This is a genomic window from Paraburkholderia domus (assembly GCF_905220705.1).
GTDB lineage: Bacteria > Pseudomonadota > Gammaproteobacteria > Burkholderiales > Burkholderiaceae > Paraburkholderia > Paraburkholderia domus.
Genome location: NZ_CAJNAT010000035.1, coordinates 27,805 through 47,636, shown reverse-complemented (window position 1 = coordinate 47,636; position 19,832 = coordinate 27,805). Strand labels below are relative to the sequence as shown.

Genomic DNA, 19,832 nt, shown 5'->3' with positions numbered 1-19,832 from the left:
CCATCCAAGCCAGACGGGCGCTTGACGTCAAGCCGCGCGGGCGCGCGCGAGCAGCTTCGCACCGCAGTGCGTTTTCCCCCATGATTTCGCGGTCGCATCGATTGCGACACGATTGCGGCGCAGATTCAGTCCTGTGAGTCATTCCCGACTCCACTTGAGAAAACGGGCGCATTGACTGGCGAGGACTGCGAAGTCACGCGCAACAGATTTTCCATTGAATGCACCAAATTTTGATCAGCACGATTCATTACCTCGATCGGATCGAGCAGACGCCGGACGATATACCCCTCGGTGACCCCCAGCGACTTGTGCCGCAGCAGCTTCGAGATCTGACCCACGGTCGCGCCTTCCTCATGCAGACGGGTCGCGAACGAACGTCGAAGCGAATGCGGTGTGATGCCCGGCGTGGCGGCTTGCCTGTTTGCGAGCTCGAATTGCTTGGAGAACCAGCCCGCCGACAATGGACGACCGTCGTCGCGACTTACGACAAGGCCAGAGACGCGACGCCGATCATGGAGGTAGGCCCGAAGGCTCGACACGACCGGCAGCGGCACTGCTTCGCGTCCTTTCGTCTTTCCGGGTGTGAAGGTGTCCGCATGCCAGTCAAACCATTCAAATCGGGCGCTGAAGACCTCGGCCTCACGCAGGCCCAGTTGGAGCATCAGCCGGACGACCGTCGAAAGCTGTGCGTTTCCCTGCGCGTCGATCGCGGCGAGCCAGCCGGCGAACTGCTCGGCATACAGGACCGTTTTTACTGGTTTCTGAGGGGTCAGCCGCACGACCTTCCACGGGATTGATGGAATCTGCCCGGTGCGAACCGCCCACGCGAACAACAGCCGGATATTTTTTGTCCATGCGTTCGCAGTGCTAACCGAATGGGACCTCAGGAAGGCATCGCGCGCCCGTTCGACCATCAGGGTATCAACCGCATCGATCCGGACGTGTGTGAGGTCGCCTAGGTGTAGCCGCTGGCATATTTCCACGTTTCTCACGTGTGACGTCGAATGTGTGTTTTCGAAGGTCTCCAACCACTGACGGGCGAGTTCACGGACGGTCGGCAACGGCGGCAGACCTGTGGCCTCGCGCTCGGCCTGCTCGATCATCTCAGCGGCCACCTTAGCCGCGGCCGCCTTGGCCTTTTGCTTCGTCGAGCGCTGCAGTCTGCGCCCGGCGACGGTCGCGCGGAAGTGCCAGACGCCAGCACGACGGAATAGGCGTGAAATGGTCACCCCGCCTCCGCAGTCACGATCTTGCCTCGGAGCACCGCCATGGCTTCGCCAATCGCCGCGCGCGAGGCTTCAGAACCGCCGCTTTCCCTTGGGAGAGGCAAATCTATTCTCGGCGAAGCCGTTTTATATGCGATTACATCTGTGTTTACATCTGTACAGTGATTCCGCAGTTTTGCGGCGTCGATTCCGCGATTGTGCGGTGTCGATTCCGCAGCCTTGCGGGATGCATTCCGCAGTTTTGCGGAATGCTGTGCCGCCTCAATCATTGGTGCAAGCTGCGCATCCTGATCAACGAACGCGTACCAGTTTGTTCGGTCCCATTTGTCCATGGAGCCGGCGCGACGGAGAATGATCTGGGCGTCGGTGAGCTTGGTAAGCAGCCGCTGGATCTTGTCTTCCGATAAATACGGGAATTGCTGCGCGTATGCCTTCGCGGAGTTGAACGTCCACGTGCGACCGTCGACCTGATGTTTGCTGTTGGTCCAGTTGTAGAAAATCCAAAACCTGAGGTTATACAGGAGGATTGCGCAGTCAACACCGTACTGGGAGGCGTCTCCGACGTCGAAGCTATGGGTGGTCATGCGTCGCCCCTACCGCACCGGGTCGATCGCACGCGCGGCCAGCATGAGGCCCTGGCAGACCTCCGCGACCTGCTCGGGACGGAGCGTGATCCCCTTGCTGCTCGCTTGGTATTCACCTGACCCAGTCGCGAACCACACGCGCATGTCGATGAAGGTCCGACCGTGGTATTCCCGAAGGGTGATGCGCAAACGCTCGCTGGCGCTGCGGCGCAGCTCGACGATCGTGGTCATTTGTCAGCCCCGAGCAGGGCCGCAACCCGGGCTGCCAACTCCGGTTTCGCGAGGATCTGCGCGGCCAGCTTTTGGGTAGCATCTGATTCTTTCTGCCGTTCGATCTGCTTGGCGCGACCGGGCGAATACGCCTCCTTGACCGGGTTGGCGGCCCGTTGGTCGATCCACTCGGCAACCTCGCTAAGCCGCCATACCTTCAGCCGCGGTCCCAGCAGAAAACCCTTCGGAGCGTTGCCGTTCTTCTCCCACACGTCCCACGTCGAATCCGGAACTTGGGTTATTTCACGCAACTCGGGTCGCCGGATCAGCTTCACGTTGCGCAATTCATTTAGGAATTCTGACATTTATTCTTTCCTCATTTTCAAGCCACCTTAGATAGGCGGCGACTTGCTGAGGTCAGACACTACTACAAGTTATTTATCTGCCCAACCAAAAACCGTGGCCGAATTAGCGATGCCTAATTAAATCTATGTACGTACCTGAAATGCTTCACGCGGGAGCTGTTGCGGCGCAATATTCATCCACCATGTCGGCCCATTTCTGAAGCATGTCCCGGCGCTGTTCGGCATACTCCGCCCGGTTATAGACCGCACGGATGCCCCTCTGCTGGTGCGCCAGCGCCTTCTCAATGACATCCGAGCTAAAGCCTGCGTCGTGCAGCAGCGTGCTTGCAGTGCGGCGCATGTCGTGCAAGGCAAATGGCTCTAAACTCACATCGGTCTTCTTCGCTGCCCTGATCACTACGTTGATAACGGAATTCAGAGTCGATGTGCAAATCGGCTTATCGGGGGCACCTCGTGCCTGTAACAGGTACGCCGATCGGCCGGCGATGCCTTTTAGGACTCGGACGATTTCGACTACCTGACGGCTCAGATAGATGACGTGTGTTCGGCCTCCCTTCATGCGCCCCGCCGGGATCGTCCATGTCGCCGCGTCGAGATCGAATTCGTCGAATGTGGCACCGATCATCTCGCCCTTGCGGACCAAGGTAAGCAGAACCAGCCTGAACGCCAACTTGAGCGCTGGCTGGCTGCCCACTCCCTCGAGCACGTTAAAGAACGTGCCGATTTCGCCGGGGGTAAGCGCTCGCTCACGCGGCTTGAAAGTCGCCAGCGCGGCTCCTTTGATCTTCCCGGCGGGGTCACCAACTTCGATGCCGCGCGCCGCGGCCCACCGGTAGACCAGAGAAATGATTTCCCGCGCGTGTACGGCCGTCGACGGTGCACCTCGCGCGAGGATCTTTTCGCACAGGTCCATAACCTGGGGCGTGCTGATGTCGGTCAGCTGACGCTTTCCGAACGCCGGCAGGATGTCGCCGTCAAGGATGCGCTTGCGTAGCGTGACGGTTGACGGCGCCAGACCGGCATCCCTCAGCCAGATCTCAGCCAACGCCCCGAACGTCTGTGCGCCATCCTCCCGCCCGCGCCGACGGCGCTTGTGGTCGGCCGGATTTTCACCGTCCGCCAGCAATTTACGCGCATCCGCAAGCTTTGCGCGAGCCGCCGCGAGGGTGACATCCGGGTAACGGCCGAATGTCAGAGTCTGCCCACGGCCCCGAAAAATGTAGTCAAAGCGGAACGAACGGACGCCTGACGCCAATACGGCGACATAGAGCCCGTCGCGGTCGCCGTGCTTCGTCAGGGTCTTTCCGGGCGTAGGCTTCAGCGCGCGGATCTTGATGTCGGTCAACAATTCATTTCCCCCAGCTTCAACGGTATCTAGTGGATCGAACGGTCGACCTAGTCGTATACCGTTCTAAATACCGTCATTATAAGCTGGATGACGCTGGAATTTATGGGTGCTAGATGTGCCTTAATTGCCTGCAACGCCGCACCAGTGGGCCCGTTATTGGGCCTCGCTGGGTCTGGATATGGTACTCAATACACTTCAGGCACGATCATCGACGACGGCACCGGCTGGCGGCTGTATTCGTCGTGATAGACCCGCGCCGGCAACTCGACACGCGAATGCTCGATCTCGTGATACGGCACCTGGCCTAGCAGATGGTGAATGCAGTTCAGACGCGCGCGCTTCTTGTCGACCGCCTGCACGACCCACCACGGCGCCTCGGGAATGTGCGAACGCTGCAGCATGACTTCTTTCGCCTGCGTATAGGCTTCCCAGCGGCGCCGGCTCTCCAGATCCATCGGACTCAGCTTCCACTGCTTCAACGGGTCGTGAATGCGGTTCTGAAAGCGGATTTCCTGTTCTTCGTCCGTGATCGAAAACCAGTATTTGAGAATCTGCACGCCGCTTCGCGCCAGCATTTTTTCGAATTCCGGCACCGAACGGAAGAACTCTTCGTACTCGTCGTCGCTGCAAAAATTCATCACGCGTTCGACGCCCGCGCGGTTGTACCAGCTGCGATCGAACAGCACCATTTCGCCGCCGGCCGGCAGATGCGACACGTAACGCTGGAAATACCATTGTGTGCGTTCACGGTTGTTCGGCGCCGGCAACGCTGCCACGCGGCACACGCGCGGATTGAGCCGCTGCGTGATGCGTTTGATCGCGCCGCCCTTGCCGGCCGCGTCGCGTCCTTCGAAAATCACCACCAGCCGATGGCCCGTTTGCACGATCCAGTCCTGCAGTTTGACAAGCTCGCCCTGCAAGCGGAACAGCTCGCGGAAGTACACCTTGCGCGCCTCGCGATGCTCGGGCGTGAAGCCGTTCGCGCCGTCGATAATGCGGTCGTCGACCTCCATTTCGAGTTCCTCGTCGTATGCATCGATGAGGTCTTCCTCGAAACGGCGCTGCCGTTCTGCCATTACTTCGGCCTCGGGTCTCGGATCCAGCTCTTTCATTGCGACTCTCCTGGCAACGGGAATGGTTAGGCACGCGGCGCATGCGCGTCGCGAACGCGTCGATTATCGAAGCGCGAGGTGTCAGCCGTGTTACCAGCGCGGCAGCCGCACTTTGGGGCGATTGGCGCTCGCTAGCGGCGTGCGCGCCTTATGGCTATCCATGATAGCGAGTTTAGCGCGGCCGCCCGGCGCTAACGCAGCGGCCTGGCAAAGCTGAGTTCGTGGCCGTCAGGATCGGTGATGTGGAAATAGCGCTCGCCCCACGGCGCATCGGACGGCTGAAGCGACGGCTTCAAACCCGCCGCCAGTGCCTTCCGGTAGAGCGCGTCGACATCCGAAACATAGATGATCACGCGACCCCACCAGTTGACTGGCGCGCGCGTATCGACGATCAGGTTCAGATACGAACCGCCGAATGCAAACGATGTAAACGCCTCCTGCGAGCCACCGAATTTGATCGGAAAACCAAGCGCTTCGTAAAACAGCACGGCGCGCGGCATATCGTGGGTGGCGAGCGTGATGGCGCTGAGGGACTCGATGCGCGGCTCGGCCGGCTCGGCCGGGTCTGTCGACGCGCTCGACGCACTCGACGAAGCGGAGGCTGCGGCTGACGTGGCGGGCGAGTTCATGGCGGCTGTCTCCTTGGGATGGCGGCGCCTAACGGGCTTCTATGACGTGAGCCCGGGCGTTGCGGGCATTGGCGGGGCCTGACACGAGAAAGTGTCTCACAGCCAGCCCTCGCGCGCCCCGCCCTGCCCGCACTTGAAAACCGTCCCGCCGCCCCGCATCTGCATTTCCGTTTATCCGGAGCATCGCCATGGGAAGCCGTCCACGCTTCATTGATGACCTGTCGCGCGCCGCATCCGACGCCCCCGGGCCCAAGCCACTCAGCCCCCTATCCGACGACGCCCTGCTCGACGCCTATTCCCGCACCGTGATCGGCGCGCTGGAACGCGTTCAGCAGGCGGTCGCCTTCATTTCCGTCGAAGGCCGGTTGCCCGGCGGCCCTTCCGGGCGCGATAGCCGCGGCGCACGTGGCGGCACCGGCTCGGGTTTTCTGTTCACACCCGACGGCTATTTGCTCACCAACAGCCACGTGGTGCATGGCGCCACGCACATCAAGGTGACGCTCGCCGACGGCGCGAAATTCGACGCCGATCTGGTCGGCGACGACCCCGGCAGCGATCTGGCCGTCCTGCGCATCGGCTCGCCGGAGCCATTGCCGCACGTCGAACTCGGCGAATCGTCAAAGCTGCGGGTCGGCCAGATCGCGATCGCGGTCGGCAATCCGCTCGGCCTCGCCCAGACCGTAACGACCGGCGTGGTCTCGGCACTCGGCCGCTCGCTGCGTTCGAATTCGGGCCGCATGATCTACGACGTGATCCAGACGGATGCCGCGCTCAATCCCGGCAATTCGGGTGGCCCGCTGATCAATTCGGCCGGTCAGGTGATCGGCGTGAACACCGCGATCATTCCCGGTGCGCAGGCGATCTGCTTCGCCACCGCGATCGATACGGCCAAGTGGGTCATCATGCAGATCTTCGCGCACGGCCGCGTGCGGCGCGCGTACGTCGGCGTGGCCGGCACCACGCGTCCGCTGTCGCGCCGCGTGCAGCGCTATTTCGGTTTGAGCTCGGAGAGCGGCGTACACGTCATGGAAATCGTCAAAGGCAGTCCGGCCGCGCTAGGCGGTCTGCGAACCGATGACACGATCGTCGCGATCGACACGCTTACCGTGCAAGACGTCGATAGCCTGCAACGTGCGCTTGATGCGTCGCGTATCGACAAGCCGGTGAGCGTGACCGTGTTGCGTGGCGCACAACGGCTCGAATTGACCTTGACGCCGGTCGAGCAGACAAGTTGACCGAGTGGCTGCACAGCGGCTCAAAGAAGTTTCGCGTTCCGTGCCTCTCGCTCCGAGCCTCACGCGCTATTAATCTCGCAGATAAAAAAGGCCTCACACTCAATCGAGTGCGAGGCCTTTCTTCTGCCAGCGGCGCATCCATAAAGTTGCGCCGCCCAGATGCACCTGAACGATTCCAGTCAAACGCTCACTGGATCACCCGCGTGACACCGCGGCCGCGCGGATCGGCCGCTGCTTCCGGCGTATCGCCATTGACCTTGATCGCCTGGATGTCGCCGCTGAAATCCTGCCCCTCCAGCTTGTAACCCTTGGCTTCGATCTGCTTGGCAAGTTCGCCGTCGATTGGCTTGTACGGCTCCCAGAAGATCGTGTTCGGCGGCAACAGCTGATGATGGAAGCGCATCGCGCCCACGGCTTCCTGCAATGGCATGTTGAAGTCGTAAATGTTGTTGATCACCTGGAAGATCGACGTGAAGATGCGTGAGCCGCCTGGCGTACCGATCACGAGCGACACCTTGCCGTCCTTGGTCAGAATCGTCGGGGTCATCGACGACAACGGGCGCTTCTTCGGCTCGATCGAATTCGCGTCGGCGCCCACCACGCCAAACTGGTTCGCAACGCCCGGCTTCGCGGAGAAGTCGTCCATCTCGTCGTTCAGCACGATGCCGGTACGATCCGCCACCACGCCCGAGCCAAAGTAGCCGTTGATGGTGTACGTGTTCGACACGGCGTTACCCCACTTGTCGATCACAGAGAAGTGCGTGGTTTCCGCTTTCTCCGGCATCGACGTGCCAAGACCTGCCTGAATGCTCTTCGTATCCGAAGGCGCACCCGGATTGACCTCGGCGGCGCGCTTGGCGATGTAAGCGTCGTCGGTCAATTGCGCGACCGGCACCTTGTAGAAATCCGGATCGCCGAGATACTGCGCGCGATCGGCGAACACACGTTTTTCGATTTCAGCGATCAGATGCACGTACTGTGGCGAATTGAGCGCGACGCCCTTGAAGTCGGGTGCGAGATCTTCTTTCATCTTCAGCAACTGCACGAGACCGATACCGCCCGAGCTCGGAGGCGGTGCGGTAATCACGCGATAGCCGTTCCAATTCGCCTGAATCGGCTGACGCCACACCGCTTTGTACTGTTGCAGGTCGGCCTTCGTAATCAGACCGTGACCGCGCATGGACGCCGCGATCAGATCGGCCGTCTTGCCCGAGTAGAAGTCTTTCGCACCCTGATCCGAAATGCGCTGCAGCACGGCGGCGAGATCCGGTTGCTTGAAGTTGACGCCCTGCTTCAAGTTGCCGAAGTAGGTGTCGAAGTTGGTCTTACCGGCAAAGTCTTTCGCGGCGTCGTCGCGGCGTTGCTGCAATTGCTCGCTGACTTCGAAGCCGTCGCGCGCGTAGTGAATGGCCGGTGCGAGTACCTGCTTCCACTTGAGCTTGCCGAAGCGGCGCTGCGCCTGCCACATGCCGTCGACAGTGCCCGGCACGCCCACCGCGCGATAGCCGAACAGGCTCATGTCTTTGATGACCTCGCCCTTGTCGTCGAGATACATGTTCTTTGTCGCGGCCAGTGGCGCACGCTCGCGGTAGTCGAGGAAGTACGGCTTGCCATCGACATACAGCGTCATGAATCCGCCGCCGCCGATATTGCCCGCTTCCGGATACGTCACGGCCAGCGTGAAGGCAATCGCGACGGCCGCGTCGACGGCGTTGCCGCCCTCCTTGAAGATCTGTTCCGCGGCGTCGGCGCTGTACTTGTCGGCGGCCGCAATGGCGGACGCCGTGAGAATCGCCGGCTGCGCTTTCGCGGGCGCTTTTGCAAAGGCCGGAGTGGTTTCGAGAAAGCCGGTTGAAACAGAGACAAGTGCGACAAACGCAAGTCCGCTAACGGACGATTTGGCGTTGTGAAACAACTTCATTGCATATCCTCCAAGACGACTTTTCATCTGACGATAACGAAAGCTGTCTTGGGCTTATAACATGCCACTTCGGTATTTGCGAAGCCGTTGCACGCATAGGGCGCATGCTGCAGCACACAAAAATACCTCGCTAAATAACGATGAAAATCCCCGCCAGCAACGCGTTTAAATCCGCAGCAAATACAGTCGACGCGCCACACCGCCAAGCGGCGTGTCCGCGAGCCAAACGCTCACGCGCTCCCTCTGCTGCCGCGTGCAATTTCATCACCGGCGCCTTGCGGTAAGCGCGCGGTCACCGGAATCGACAGGAACGAGAACAGCCCGACCACCAGAAACGCCGGCCAGAAATCGGAGAACACGATAGTCGAATGACCCTGCACGTTATGCGAGATTTGCAGCACGATACCGGCGATCGTCACGCCGAGCCCCAAGGAAATCTGCTGGATCACACTCGCAACACTCGTCGCACGGCCAACGTCGCGGCTGGGAATATCCGCATACGCCAAGGTATTCAACGAGGTGAACTGCAACGACGGAAAGAAGCCGCCGAACAGCACCACACACCAGATCAGCCAATGCGGCGTGCCAGGAAAGAACAGACCGTAGACCGCAATGGCCAGCCCCGCGCAGACGGCGTTGAACATCAGCACCGTGCGGAAACCGAAACGGCCGAGAATGCGCGACGCGGCCGCCTTCATGAAGATCGAGCCGAACGCGGACGCGCAGGTGATCGACCCCGACTTGAACGCCGTCATGCCCAGTCCTTCCTGCAACGCGAGTGGCAACAGAAACGGCACCGCGCCGAGCCCGATGCGAAACAGCGAACCACCTATCACGCTCGCGTGAAAACTCGGAATGCGCAACAGGCGCAGATCGAGCACCGGCAACTCGACACGGTTCGCGTACAGCACGTAAATCACCAGCAGTACCACGCCGATCACGCACATGCTGACCGATACCATGTTCGACACCAGTTCGCCGCCGACCAGCGAGAGCCCCAGCATGAACAACGACGCCCCGCTCGCCGACAACACGAAGCCGGTCCAATCGAGCCTGCCGGGATGCGCTTCGCGCACGTTGGCGATGTGCTTGTTCGCCAGCCAGATGCCCAGCAGGCCAATTGGAATGTTGATGAAGAAAATCAGACGCCAGTGCAGATACGTCGTAATGAAGCCACCGAGCGGCGGTCCCACTACCGGCCCGAGCAGCGCGGGCACCGTCAGATAATTGACCGCGCGGATGAAATCCGATTTGGGCACCGAGCGAAAAATGATGATGCGTCCCACCGGCACCATCATCGCGCCGCCGATACCTTGCACGAAGCGCGCAACCACAAAGGTGCCGAGCGAAGTAGACGCCGCGCACATCAACGAGCCGGCCATGAAGATGCCGATCGCCGTGCGAAACACCGTGCGCGAGCCAAAGCGGTCGGCGACCCAGCCGCAAATTGGAATGAAGACGCCGAGGCCGATGACGTAAGCCGTCACGGCGAGCTTGAGGGTGATGGGATCCTGGCCGAGATCGCGCGCCAGAACGGGCAGCGACGTCACGATGACCGTGCCGTCCACGTTTTCCATGAACATCGCACACGCGACGATCAGCGGAACGATGAAAGTGCCTAAAGCGAGAGGCATTGGCATGACGACGGGTTGCAAGGCCGCCGGTGTAAAGCGTTAATTATCGCACCGCAACGACAACAGATGTTGCTAAGCGAGGCCTTTTCGTACTCGGATAGTGACGCGTCGCTATCCGGCGCCCAATCGTTGAGCGCGCAACGAGGCAGCACAGACTACGAATAACAGGAGTGAAACAGAAGAGGAAAATCGACGCGATAATGAGCCGGCATATAGCCGGCCCACCATGCAATACGGCAGCAATTCAGGGGCGAGGCTTAACGCGAAGCACTGACCAGCGGTTGCAGCTGCGGCAGAATCTCGGTGCCTGCGCGTGCGACGTCGTTCGGGAAGTCGATCTCGATCCACGGCGAGCCGGTCACGTCCGCCGTGTCGAACACCTGGCTGCGCTCCAGCAGCAGGTCGCGCACCGCTTCTTCGTGCGGCATGTTGGCCCGGCCGCTATCCACGTAGCCCGCAACGATCTGCGTGAAACGTCGCGCGGTGTCCTGGCGGAAGCGGAAGAAGCCCACCGATTCGCCGATCGTGTCGTACTCGAGATTGACGGCGAGTTGCTTGCGCAGTTCGACCGGCACGCCCCCTTTCAGGCACAGCTTGACAGGCTCGTCGCCGGCTTCGAAATCACGGTCGATCAACAGACGGTTGACCGTCTCGCCCGCTACGAGCGCGCTCAGAATGCGCTCGTCGTAAAGCACGTCGGCGTCCATCAGCAGCACGTCGCCGCCACGCGTCAGCGGCTCGGCCACCGTGTGCACCGTCAGCACGCTGCCCAGGTCGTAACGCGGGTTCAGGACGGTTTCCACCTTATGCGGCCAGTTGATCCGCTCCAGTTCCGCCAGCACCGATTCCGGCTGGAAACCGAGCGCCAGCACGACATCGGTCACGCCGGCGGATTCAAGCATTTGCAGATGCCGTTCGAGCAGGCTCATGCCGTCGAACTGCAACAGGCACTTCGGGAACTGTGCCTGCGGCGGTTGCTGGAGACGCAGGCCGAGGCCCGCTGCGAGGATGATGGCACGCATGCGCGGTCCTTTGAAAAAATACGGGGATTAATCGACAACCGGCACGCGCGCCGTGGCGCGCCGCCGTTGCCAGCTTCGTTCGCTGAAGTGCAAAACCAGAAGGCCCGGCAAGGCCAGCAGGATTTCGCGTGCGCGCTTGGCGAGCGACAACGCCAGCGCCGCATCCGGCGGCAAGCCCACGAGCGGCGCGAGCAGCAGATAACCGCCTTCCTGTACGCCGAGCGAGCCCGGGATCATGAATGCCGCACCACGAATCGCCTGCCCGAGACTTTCGAGCAGGAGTGCATCGACCCAGTCGACCGGATGGCCGAGAAAACGCAGCGCGAGCCACACCTCGACCGTGCCGACGATCCAGCCCACCAGACTCAGGGCGAAACTTGTCGCGACGCGGCTACGCTCGCGGTACATCGCCTGCACGGCGGCGTCGACGGCTTCGGCGCGCGTCATCAGCGACGACCAGTCGCGCTTGCCGAACACCTTCGAGACCACGCCCAGCAAACGGCCGAACAGGCCGCGCCGCTGCGCGTAATAGAAACCCGCGATCAGCGCACCCAGCACGCCGGTGGCAATGAGCGTGGCGATTCGCAGATCGTGCAGCGCGCCGTGCGCCGCGTAAGCACCGAACAGCAGCAGCCCGAGCAGCGCGAAGACGATTTGCGCGAGCGCCTGCGCCGTGGTGCTGACGGTAATGGCGGCGGCCGCGTCGCGCATGCGCATGCCGCGCTGCGATAGTTGCCGCACCATCACCACCGGGCCGCCGATCTGGCCGGCCGGCAACAGGCTATTCACCGATTCGCCGATCCAGCGCGCGAACAGCGCGTCGCGCAGCGTCACGTCGTGATGCACGCCTCCGCGATGGCGCTGGAACAGCACCGAAATCGCGCCGGCGTCGAGCACCAGCGGCACGAGGTGGAACGCCGCGACAAGCACGAGCCCCCAGCCTGCCGCGGCCAGTGCCGAGGCAACGGAGTCGAACCCCTGCCACGCGAGCAGGCCGACAAAAAGCGCCGTCCCGATCGACAGCAGAATCAGGGCCGCACGTGTCATGCGTGGTCCTTGCCGCGCTTCGTCATCTGACGGAAAACCTGGCGGAAACCGAAGTACGCAATCGCGTCCTTCATGTTCGAGATGAAACGGCGCCACGGCCGCATGTTCGGGTCGGTAACATATTCGAAAGTCAGCGACACGCGCATTTCGTTTGCGCCGGCCGGGGTGATGCGATGACGCAGCTTGTCGCCGTCGAAGAACACCAGCCCGCCCGGCGGAATTTGCACCGAGCCCGGCTGGTCCGGCACGTCCGCATTGCGCGTATGCAATTCGTAGTCGAGCCGGCATGACGATTCGTCAATTACGCCGAGCAGCAGCGTGTAGCGGCGGCCGTCATAGTACGAAGTGTCGTAGTGCCAGCCGATGTGGTCGCCGGCCCGCGTGTAGTAGTACAGCGCATAGGCATGCGGGTCGTCCGCGGGCGACACTTGCAGCTTGTCGCCGCTCAGTTGCTCGAGCCAGCCGATCAGTTCCTTCGAGCGATACAGCTCGGCGATAAACGGCGCGAGGCGGTCAATCGTATGACGGCTCACGCTGCCACCCTGCTTGTGACCGGGCAGATAGTTGCGGTTCACTTCATCGAGGAGACCCCGCGCGCTCTGGACGAGCTGGGCGGTGACTTCGGGCGCGAGGAAGTCTTCCAGGTACAGGAACGCATCCTGATCGGCGAAATCTCTCGAGAGACGCCGTGTGTCGAACGTGCGCGTGCGGCTCACAACGGCGCGATCGGCATTCGGTGCCGGCGCGGCCGACGAAGAGGCCGGCGAACCTTCAATTGAGACTGATGCGATCACGTCGTCTTCGGCGTGCGTACTCATTTACTGGCCCACATTTGACTGGTTTCAGACGCCTTGGCGGGGGCGAGCGCCGAGCGTGCGGCGCGGCGCGAGAGGCGCCAGTAATCGATCACAACCCAGGCGGCAAAGAGCGGCGCGCCGATCGACGCAACCAGGACGAACGGCATGACGGCGCTCGTCAGCGTGACGATGGGCAGCAGATACAACACGTCTTCGGTTTCGAAACCGCCGACCGATGCCTGCTTCGTGCCGTCTTTGCCCGCCATCTCCTCGATGCGCATGCGCAGGAAGAAGATCAGCGCAACCGCAACACCCGCCACAGCACCCAGCCAGCCGGGTGAAACTTTCAGCGAGCCGACATGCGCCGTACCGACACCCATGCCGACGAACAACATAACTGTCACGAGCGCGTCACAAGCGAGATCGTAAAAGTGACCGATCCGGCTCGACTTTCCGCCAATGCGCGCGAGCTCACCATCTGTATGGTCGACAAAGTTCGACAGCACGATCAGAAAGGCGCCCGAGTTGGTCCAGGCAAAACCGCCGTAGGCGAGGCACAGCGCGCCGGCGAGCCCGATCAGCAGGCGCAGCGTGGTCAGATGATTCGGCGTGACCCAGGTGTTGACGAGCGGCGTGACTAGTCGGCGGGCAAGCCTCGCATCCCATGTTCTGGGGGCTGGAACGTTAATTGGAATTGATGGTCGCGAATTCATAACCCGGAAATATATACGGGATCGTGAAAGCTTGCTTCTTTCCTTAACGTTTTCTTAAGGACCATTCGTTACCGTTGCGCGTCGGGCGCAAGGCAAGATTTGCCGAATCACGTTAAAGTGCGAATCCTGTTGCGTCTGCCACGCCGGATCACTTCGATGCGCAACGTCTTTCGGGTTGCGACATCTGGCCGCCGCCCGTTGCGAACTCACTACATCGAACGCGGGTCGTCATTCACGTATATGAAACGCTTCTTTTCGTCTGTACTCCTTGCGCTGGCCGCCGCCACGCTGCCGCTTACCAGTTACGCCGCTGCCCTCGATGCGCCGCTGACCTGCAATGAGAGCGGCCATCAGTTCATTGCCGATCTCGCCAAGCAGCAGATGATCGATCCCAAGCCGACACGCGTCGAAAGCAATTCGATCAATGCATTCTCGCCGGCGCAGGGCGCCGACCTGACCGCATTCGGCTTTCACGTTTTCGCGGTGGTCGGCTACGAAAAAGACGATCCGATGTTTCGTGTCGGCGACGGTGAACCGGTGGCCCGCTCGGCCTACGGTGTCGTGGTGTTCGGCGGCGAATCCAAGGTCCAGAACGCCATCGCCGAGGCCGGCAGCACGGCGATCGTGCATCGAGTGGCGCCGCTCGTGACGGCGATTTTCTGCAAGCGGAGTTGAGGCGGCGGGTTACGCCGCCCCACGCCTCCCCTACAGCTTGATGCCCGCCGGGTCCGCCGTCAGATAGCCCACCGTCGCGCCGAAGCGATCCTTATAGTTCGCCCGCACGAGCGGATCGAGCGTCGATTGGACCTTATCGTGCAACGGACTTTCCCAATCGCCGACGTGCTGGAAGTTGCTCATCACGTAAGTCCAGCCGTTGATTTCGTCGACCGCGTGCAAACCTGTCGACTCGGCGCCCGCCGGGCACGACAACACGCGTGCGAGCGTCTTCGTATCGACGTTGTACGCCCACAGGAAATTGTTGACGTGCATGCCGCTGTCCTCGCCGATGAAGAGCGTGCGCAGTTTCTCCGAGAACTTCAGGTTGTCCGGATTCGCAATGCGTTCCGGGTTCGCGGTGTTGCCGAGCGCGTCGGCGGACGACAGATCCTCGCCGACCAGTGCCGCGGGCGCGGCCATGTCCACCGGCACCCACTCGCTGTTGATCGCGCCGCCGCTGCGGTCGCGCTGGCCACCCTTCATGTTCAGCGCGTAGACCGCTCCGGCGCTGATCGTCTTGTCGACGGCGACATCGGTCGACGCGGCATTACCGCGCACCATCGATTTCTCGATGCGTGACATCGCCGAATACAGCACCTTGTCCCGGGCATTCACCGTCGTGCCTTCGAGCTTCGTGAAACCCATGCTGCCGCCCGCCAAAGCAGCGTAGCGATGCGTCTCCAGGAAAGTCGCCGCACGGGTCATGCCCGGCTTGATGCGCACCCAGTTGAAGGTGCCGTTGTAGTTGATCCTGGTGTAGGTCGGATCGGCCGGGTCTTTGGTCGCGACGTCCATGATGTCGCTCGCGCGCAGCTGGTTGGCGAGCGCCTCGATTTCGTCACTGGTCGCGTGGCCCAGATTGATCCAGGAAAGCGTCGCCGCGCCCGCGCCGCCCGCCGACACCTGCGTCCACTTCGCCACATACAACGTGCCCGCCGACAGATCGGCTTCGCGATCGGCGATGAACATGAAGAGGCCGCCGTTGGTCGCGTCGTCGCCCATCAGCACGGTGCGCCTGTCCGGCATCACCTGAATCAGTTCGTGCGAAATGCGGCCGAGGCCGTAGTGCTTTTTGATCGTGCCGGTGCCGTCGGGATTGACGCTCACTTCCGGCAGATGTCCATAGTGATAGGGGTTGGCGGTGGTTTCGTTGCCGAACAGACTGCGGCTGAACCCTTTGAACTGGCTATTGGTCGCGATCGTCGTGGCGTCCGGCTCGTACTCTTCGCTCGACAGATGCGTATTCCACGGCGACAGGCTCGCGCCGCAGGTAATCCACAAACCATGCGCCTTCGACGTATCGACGTTGTGGTAGCCCACTAGCGTGAGCTTGCCGGTAGCCGGGTCCTGATCGAGCGTGAGCACGGCGATCGGCGAAGGCAACTGGCCATACATCGACTTCAGACTCTGATCGCGGGTCGTGTACTCGAACTGCACGACGGCGAATACCGCATTGCCCTTGAGTCCCTTGACCGTAGGCTTGTCGAGGCGGATCAGCGAGCTGCCGTCCGGACAATCCGAGTAGAACTGGCGCTCCTTACCCGCAACGGACTGATCGATGATCGGCTGATTGTTGATGTCGAAATAACCACCAGCCAGGATCGTGCCGCCCTTGATGTTCGGCACCGTGTCGCCGGTGACGAAAAACGGCTGGTAAGCGAGCTTGAAGGTGCGGCTGCTACCGTCGCTCAGTTGCACTGAGAGGGTTGAGCCGACCGTAGTTTTCGCCATCGCGGCGGGATCTGCCAGCGTCGGCGCGGCCATGCCGCCGAATGCCGCCGAGACGAAGCTCGCCACCGGTTTGACCGGAATCGTCAGTTCGTCGCCTCCGCCGCCGCACGCGGTCAGCATCGACGCCGTTGCAAGGCCGCCTAACGGCAGCATCGGCGCACCGGCGAGTAGTTTCAGGGCCTTGCGGCGGGAAAGGTCGAACGGCTCTGCCATGTTGTCGTGATCCAGAGTTTGGGTAGCGTGGGTGAATGCACAGCCGGCACGCACTCAGACCCCAAACCGCATGGTTCACGCTCGCGCCGCTATGACGCGAGGATTCTATGAAACGAATGTGAAAGTAACTTGACAGGCTTTAGTAATGCCTTAGTTTGGCCGTTCGTTAGCTTTGCCCTGACATCACCCGTCTAGCCCGGGCGGCGGAATTCGTTTTCGACCCATGCAGCAGCGCTCGCCTTGCTCAGCTTGAAGTTCGGCGCGACCTGCACTTGCGCGAGTTGTTCGCCGAAGGTGTCGAGCGCGGTCAGCAGCGCGTACGGTTCGATTTCGTCAGGAACGATGTCGAGTGTGATGTCGAGTTCGTCATTGCCGTCCGCGCTGGCCACGCGCACTTCTTTATGCAATTGGGCGCGCAGTTGCTGCTCATGGCGGCGCAGCACTTCAGACGCGGTTTTCACCAGCGTGTTGAACGCCGATGTGTCGAGCGGCTTGGGATCTTTCTTGTTGCGGCCCATTGTCCACGGGCCGACGAGCGCCGGTTCCGCTTCGCCGTCCTTGATCATTTCGACGGCCCAGCCTTCATCGTCTTCGTTCTTGATGACGCGCGCGGTCCAGCCGTCGTCGCGCCACAGACGCGGTTCGTGCAGCGTTTCGGGCTGCGCTTCTTCCAGGTGCTCGGGCGGGGTTTCGTGGATGTTGGACGCACCTTCCGTCGTGGAGTCAGCAGCGGTGTTGGACGATGGAAGGGGGGTATCGGTCATTACAGGTTTACTCACGTTCGCGGGGCGGAAACACATCTCAGGCCTGCGATTCTACCCGTCCCGCACACGCCGGACGCGGCCCCCTGACGAACGGACAAGGCAGGACAAGCTTCTCGCCAATCGAAACAGTGCATTTCCTTATTCGCGGGAACTTATAAGTCGATTATAAAAAATTAAAAAAACGCGGCCCGAAAGCCGCGTATAGAAAGATGAAAAAGACACCCCTGGTCAAAGGGTAAAACGAATTGTAGAACCGTAATTAGCCGAGATAGACCCCATGAATTGGAAGAGTGCGTTGCAGAAAACAGAATGAATCGAAGTCCACCCCAGCGATACGCTCAAACCCTTACCGGATATGACCCAGCCGGAGCGTCGCGACCGAGCAACACCCACAATTTGACGAATAGTTACAGCGTCATCGCACACAAATATTTTTTTCTTTATTTACCCGTACTTACACGACTCCGAATCCGCTATTACGGATTAGAAAATGCACTGTTGTGCCATATGCGCTTAAAGATATAAATAGCCGGCATACACTTCGCAGCGGATCGTCAGGCAGCCGGCGGAATCGGCTGTAAGCACTGGAATGCGATTCTCTACGCACTGTCCCGGAGTTATCTAAACATGAAAAAAACCCTCATCGCAGCAGGCCTCATGGGCGCGTTCGCCATCACCGCTCACGCACAAAGCAGCGTCACGTTGTACGGCACGCTGGACGCCGGTCTCGTCTACTCGAACAACCAGGGCGGCCACAGCAACTGGCAACAAGGCAGCGGTTCGGTGTCGAACACCTACTTTGGCCTGCGCGGCAATGAAGACCTTGGCGGCGGTCTGCATGCCATCTTCACGTTGGAAAACGGCTTCAACCTGAACAACGGCCAGGACTCGGAAAACGGCACGATGTTCAATCGTCAGGCGTTCGTCGGACTGCAGAGCGACCAATACGGCGCGCTGACGCTCGGCCGTCAATACGACTCCGTGGTCGACTACCTCGCCCCGCTGTCCGAAGCGGGCGCGGGCTTCGGCAACAACCTGGCCGCTCACCCGTTCGATAACGACAATCTGGACAACTCGTTCTCGATCAAGAACGCCGTGAAGTACACGAGCGCGAACTATGCGGGCCTCAAATTCGGCGGCTTGTATGGCTTCAGCAATTCGGCCGGCCAGTTCTCGAACAACCGCGCATGGAGCGCCGGTGCTTCGTACGACAACGGGCCGTTGAGCGTTGCCGCTGCCTACCTGCAACTGAACAACTCGGGCAGCTCGAACCTGGGCGGCGCCGTCTCGCAAGGCGACGGCACCGCCGCGGTCGCGGCGAACCTGCAACGCACGTTCGGTGCGGGTATCAACTACACGTACGGTCCGGCAACGGCCGGCTTCGTGTACACGCATACGCAACTGGACGGCATCACGGGCGTGGACGTCGGCGGTGTGACGCTGCCTGGCGTGGCAGGCACGAACCTGCATCTGGACAACTATGAGTTGAACGGCAAGTACGCGCTGACGCCGGCCTTGAGCCTCGCGGCCTCGTACACGTTCACCAACGGCAAGATGTCGGGTTCGAACGGCTCGGGCGATCCGAAGTGGCACACGGTGTCGCTGCAAGGCGACTACTCGCTGAGCAAGCGTACCGACGTGTACGTGGAAGGCGTGTATCAGCACGCATCGGGCGAACTCGGCAACTTTGGCGCGAACGTGGCGGCGATCAACACGCTGGCGCCGTCGTCGACCGGCAACCAGGTTGCTGCGGCCGTCGGCCTGCGTCACCGCTTCTAAGTTTTTCCGGTGGGACTTGCAAAGCGGAGTACCGGTCCGCTCTGCAGACGAACCCGTGCGTGACACGATCACGCGCGGGTTTTTTCATGGGGCTTACGCTCTTACGTTTCGGCGTAGCCATAGTGACGGCGCAAGCGCGCCGTGGGTATACTGATACCGGCTGCCTTCCTTGCCGTAACGTCGTTGCGGTTGAACGGCGGCTTCGTCGCGAAGCATGGCGTTGCGTTCAATCGCATCGCGCTTCGCCCGCGCCCCAAGTTCCCGTGTACGACCGGGGACGCCGACGATCGGATCATGAAAAGACTTCTCCTGCTTGCCCCTGTTGCTGCCGTCACCGCCCTTCTTGCTGCCTGCGGTTCTCCCAGCAGCCCCGCCCGCGATGCGTCCCAGCCGATGATGTACGTGTCTTCGCAGCGCGCCCCCGCCTATATCGCCGATTGCCTCGAAAGCAAGCTGTCACGCGTGCGTATGTCGAGTGTAGGCGGCGCGACCGAGCTCGCTGTCGGGTCGGATTCGAACAACTCGTATTTCGTTACGCTGACACCGTTCAATGCCGGCTCGGTCATCAAGGTGATGCATCCCGCGAATGCACCGGACGACCCGCCGGAACCGGAAATGCGCGTCGATATTGCGCGCTGCGCGACCTGAGGTTCTGGTCACACTGCGGCGTTGTTGAAGCCCACACTGAGGACCACACTGACGGCCACGCCGATGCGCGATTTTTTATATCGCGTGTCGGCTATTTTTTATCTGCTCATCTGCGAACATAGCCGCCCTTTAGCTTT

The 19,832-nt window shown here is 61.2% G+C and carries 19 protein-coding genes; 4 read left to right on the top strand and 15 right to left on the bottom strand.

Annotation, left to right across the window (positions count from 1 at the left end):
• Window positions 1–125: 125 nt before the first annotated feature.
• The 7 genes from KHO31_RS34015 to KHO31_RS33985 form a co-directional block, all read right to left on the bottom strand.
• Window positions 126–1,229: a tyrosine-type recombinase/integrase gene (locus tag KHO31_RS34015; RefSeq protein ID WP_211625368.1), complete on the bottom strand. Its 1,104-nt coding sequence runs from the start codon at window positions 1,227–1,229 to the stop codon at window positions 126–128.
• A complete protein-coding gene (locus tag KHO31_RS34010; protein ID WP_211625366.1) occupies window positions 1,226–1,810 on the bottom strand; it encodes a hypothetical protein in 585 nt (194 codons plus the stop codon). Before KHO31_RS34010 ends, KHO31_RS34015 begins: the two co-directional genes overlap by 4 nt.
• A 9-nt stretch (window positions 1,811–1,819) precedes the next feature.
• On the bottom strand, window positions 1,820–2,041 hold the full coding sequence (locus KHO31_RS34005; RefSeq protein ID WP_211625365.1) for a transcriptional coactivator p15/PC4 family protein: 222 nt from the start codon (window positions 2,039–2,041) through the stop codon (window positions 1,820–1,822).
• Window positions 2,038–2,385, bottom strand: coding sequence for a helix-turn-helix transcriptional regulator (locus KHO31_RS34000; RefSeq protein ID WP_211625362.1), 348 nt, complete (start codon window positions 2,383–2,385; stop codon window positions 2,038–2,040). Before KHO31_RS34000 ends, KHO31_RS34005 begins: the two co-directional genes overlap by 4 nt.
• Window positions 2,386–2,530: 145 nt before the next feature.
• Window positions 2,531–3,730 carry a tyrosine-type recombinase/integrase gene (locus KHO31_RS33995; RefSeq protein WP_211625360.1) on the bottom strand — a complete coding sequence of 400 codons (1,200 nt, stop codon included), beginning with the start codon at window positions 3,728–3,730 and terminating at the stop codon, window positions 2,531–2,533.
• A gap of 188 nt (window positions 3,731–3,918) precedes the next feature.
• Window positions 3,919–4,845 carry a polyphosphate kinase 2 gene (gene ppk2 / locus KHO31_RS33990; RefSeq protein ID WP_211625358.1) on the bottom strand — a complete coding sequence of 309 codons (927 nt, stop codon included), beginning with the start codon at window positions 4,843–4,845 and terminating at the stop codon, window positions 3,919–3,921.
• Window positions 4,846–5,036: 191 nt separating this feature from the next.
• Window positions 5,037–5,474, bottom strand: a complete 438-nt coding sequence (locus KHO31_RS33985) for a VOC family protein (RefSeq protein ID WP_201077472.1) — start codon at window positions 5,472–5,474, stop codon at window positions 5,037–5,039.
• 188 nt (window positions 5,475–5,662) lie between these two features.
• Between KHO31_RS33985 and KHO31_RS33980 the strand changes: the two genes are divergently transcribed.
• Complete coding sequence (locus tag KHO31_RS33980) at window positions 5,663–6,709, top strand: S1C family serine protease (protein WP_201077470.1); 1,047 nt, start codon at window positions 5,663–5,665, stop codon at window positions 6,707–6,709.
• Window positions 6,710–6,896: 187 nt separating this feature from the next.
• Here KHO31_RS33980 and ggt read toward each other — a convergent pair whose 3' ends face one another.
• The 6 genes from ggt to KHO31_RS33950 all read right to left on the bottom strand — a co-directional run bounded on the left by ggt (window position 6,897) and on the right by KHO31_RS33950 (window position 13,843).
• A complete protein-coding gene (gene ggt, locus KHO31_RS33975; protein WP_201077468.1) occupies window positions 6,897–8,630 on the bottom strand; it encodes a gamma-glutamyltransferase in 1,734 nt (577 codons plus the stop codon).
• A 230-nt stretch (window positions 8,631–8,860) separates the two neighbouring features.
• Window positions 8,861–10,264, bottom strand: coding sequence for an MFS transporter (locus KHO31_RS33970; RefSeq protein WP_201077743.1), 1,404 nt, complete (start codon window positions 10,262–10,264; stop codon window positions 8,861–8,863).
• 257 nt (window positions 10,265–10,521) lie between these two features.
• On the bottom strand, window positions 10,522–11,286 hold the full coding sequence (locus KHO31_RS33965) for a phosphocholine cytidylyltransferase family protein (RefSeq protein WP_201084984.1): 765 nt from the start codon (window positions 11,284–11,286) through the stop codon (window positions 10,522–10,524).
• A gap of 27 nt (window positions 11,287–11,313) precedes the next feature.
• Complete coding sequence (locus KHO31_RS33960; protein ID WP_211625356.1) at window positions 11,314–12,333, bottom strand: flippase-like domain-containing protein; 1,020 nt, start codon at window positions 12,331–12,333, stop codon at window positions 11,314–11,316.
• The gene (locus KHO31_RS33955; RefSeq protein ID WP_211625354.1) at window positions 12,330–13,151 is read right to left on the bottom strand and encodes a HalD/BesD family halogenase; all 822 of its coding nucleotides are present in this window, start codon (window positions 13,149–13,151) and stop codon (window positions 12,330–12,332) included. Before KHO31_RS33955 ends, KHO31_RS33960 begins: the two co-directional genes overlap by 4 nt.
• Window positions 13,148–13,843 carry a CDP-alcohol phosphatidyltransferase family protein gene (locus KHO31_RS33950; protein ID WP_201077460.1) on the bottom strand — a complete coding sequence of 232 codons (696 nt, stop codon included), beginning with the start codon at window positions 13,841–13,843 and terminating at the stop codon, window positions 13,148–13,150. The genes KHO31_RS33955 and KHO31_RS33950 overlap by 4 nt, the downstream gene beginning before the upstream one ends.
• 240 nt (window positions 13,844–14,083) lie before the next feature.
• Between KHO31_RS33950 and KHO31_RS33945 the strand changes: the two genes are divergently transcribed.
• On the top strand, window positions 14,084–14,518 hold the full coding sequence (locus tag KHO31_RS33945) for a hypothetical protein (RefSeq protein ID WP_201077742.1): 435 nt from the start codon (window positions 14,084–14,086) through the stop codon (window positions 14,516–14,518).
• A 30-nt stretch (window positions 14,519–14,548) separates the two neighbouring features.
• Here KHO31_RS33945 and KHO31_RS33940 read toward each other — a convergent pair whose 3' ends face one another.
• Both KHO31_RS33940 and KHO31_RS33935 read right to left on the bottom strand, forming a co-directional pair.
• On the bottom strand, window positions 14,549–16,504 hold the full coding sequence (locus KHO31_RS33940; RefSeq protein WP_201084983.1) for a PhoX family protein: 1,956 nt from the start codon (window positions 16,502–16,504) through the stop codon (window positions 14,549–14,551).
• Between the two features lie 191 nt (window positions 16,505–16,695).
• Complete coding sequence (locus KHO31_RS33935; RefSeq protein ID WP_201077456.1) at window positions 16,696–17,268, bottom strand: hypothetical protein; 573 nt, start codon at window positions 17,266–17,268, stop codon at window positions 16,696–16,698.
• A 627-nt stretch (window positions 17,269–17,895) separates the two neighbouring features.
• Between KHO31_RS33935 and KHO31_RS33930 the strand changes: the two genes are divergently transcribed.
• On the top strand, window positions 17,896–19,047 hold the full coding sequence (locus KHO31_RS33930; RefSeq protein WP_201077454.1) for a porin: 1,152 nt from the start codon (window positions 17,896–17,898) through the stop codon (window positions 19,045–19,047).
• Window positions 19,048–19,341: 294 nt separating this feature from the next.
• Window positions 19,342–19,695 carry a sugar ABC transporter ATPase gene (locus KHO31_RS33925; protein WP_201077452.1) on the top strand — a complete coding sequence of 118 codons (354 nt, stop codon included), beginning with the start codon at window positions 19,342–19,344 and terminating at the stop codon, window positions 19,693–19,695.
• Window positions 19,696–19,832 lie beyond the last annotated feature (137 nt).

Coding starts and splice junctions, on each gene's coding strand:
- KHO31_RS34010 (WP_211625366.1), bottom strand. CDS start 1,810: ATGACCACCCATAGCTTCGACGTCGGAGACGCCTCCCAGTACGGTGTT.
- KHO31_RS34005 (WP_211625365.1), bottom strand. CDS start 2,041: ATGACCACGATCGTCGAGCTGCGCCGCAGCGCCAGCGAGCGTTTGCGC.
- KHO31_RS34000 (WP_211625362.1), bottom strand. CDS start 2,385: ATGTCAGAATTCCTAAATGAATTGCGCAACGTGAAGCTGATCCGGCGA.
- ppk2 (WP_211625358.1), bottom strand. CDS start 4,845: ATGAAAGAGCTGGATCCGAGACCCGAGGCCGAAGTAATGGCAGAACGG.
- KHO31_RS33985 (WP_201077472.1), bottom strand. CDS start 5,474: ATGAACTCGCCCGCCACGTCAGCCGCAGCCTCCGCTTCGTCGAGTGCG.
- KHO31_RS33980 (WP_201077470.1), top strand. CDS start 5,663: ATGGGAAGCCGTCCACGCTTCATTGATGACCTGTCGCGCGCCGCATCC.
- ggt (WP_201077468.1), bottom strand. CDS start 8,630: ATGAAGTTGTTTCACAACGCCAAATCGTCCGTTAGCGGACTTGCGTTT.
- KHO31_RS33970 (WP_201077743.1), bottom strand. CDS start 10,264: ATGCCTCTCGCTTTAGGCACTTTCATCGTTCCGCTGATCGTCGCGTGT.
- KHO31_RS33965 (WP_201084984.1), bottom strand. CDS start 11,286: ATGCGTGCCATCATCCTCGCAGCGGGCCTCGGCCTGCGTCTCCAGCAA.
- KHO31_RS33960 (WP_211625356.1), bottom strand. CDS start 12,333: ATGACACGTGCGGCCCTGATTCTGCTGTCGATCGGGACGGCGCTTTTT.
- KHO31_RS33955 (WP_211625354.1), bottom strand. CDS start 13,151: ATGAGTACGCACGCCGAAGACGACGTGATCGCATCAGTCTCAATTGAA.
- KHO31_RS33950 (WP_201077460.1), bottom strand. CDS start 13,843: ATGAATTCGCGACCATCAATTCCAATTAACGTTCCAGCCCCCAGAACA.
- KHO31_RS33945 (WP_201077742.1), top strand. CDS start 14,084: ATGAAACGCTTCTTTTCGTCTGTACTCCTTGCGCTGGCCGCCGCCACG.
- KHO31_RS33940 (WP_201084983.1), bottom strand. CDS start 16,504: ATGGCAGAGCCGTTCGACCTTTCCCGCCGCAAGGCCCTGAAACTACTC.
- KHO31_RS33935 (WP_201077456.1), bottom strand. CDS start 17,268: ATGACCGATACCCCCCTTCCATCGTCCAACACCGCTGCTGACTCCACG.
- KHO31_RS33930 (WP_201077454.1), top strand. CDS start 17,896: ATGAAAAAAACCCTCATCGCAGCAGGCCTCATGGGCGCGTTCGCCATC.
- KHO31_RS33925 (WP_201077452.1), top strand. CDS start 19,342: ATGAAAAGACTTCTCCTGCTTGCCCCTGTTGCTGCCGTCACCGCCCTT.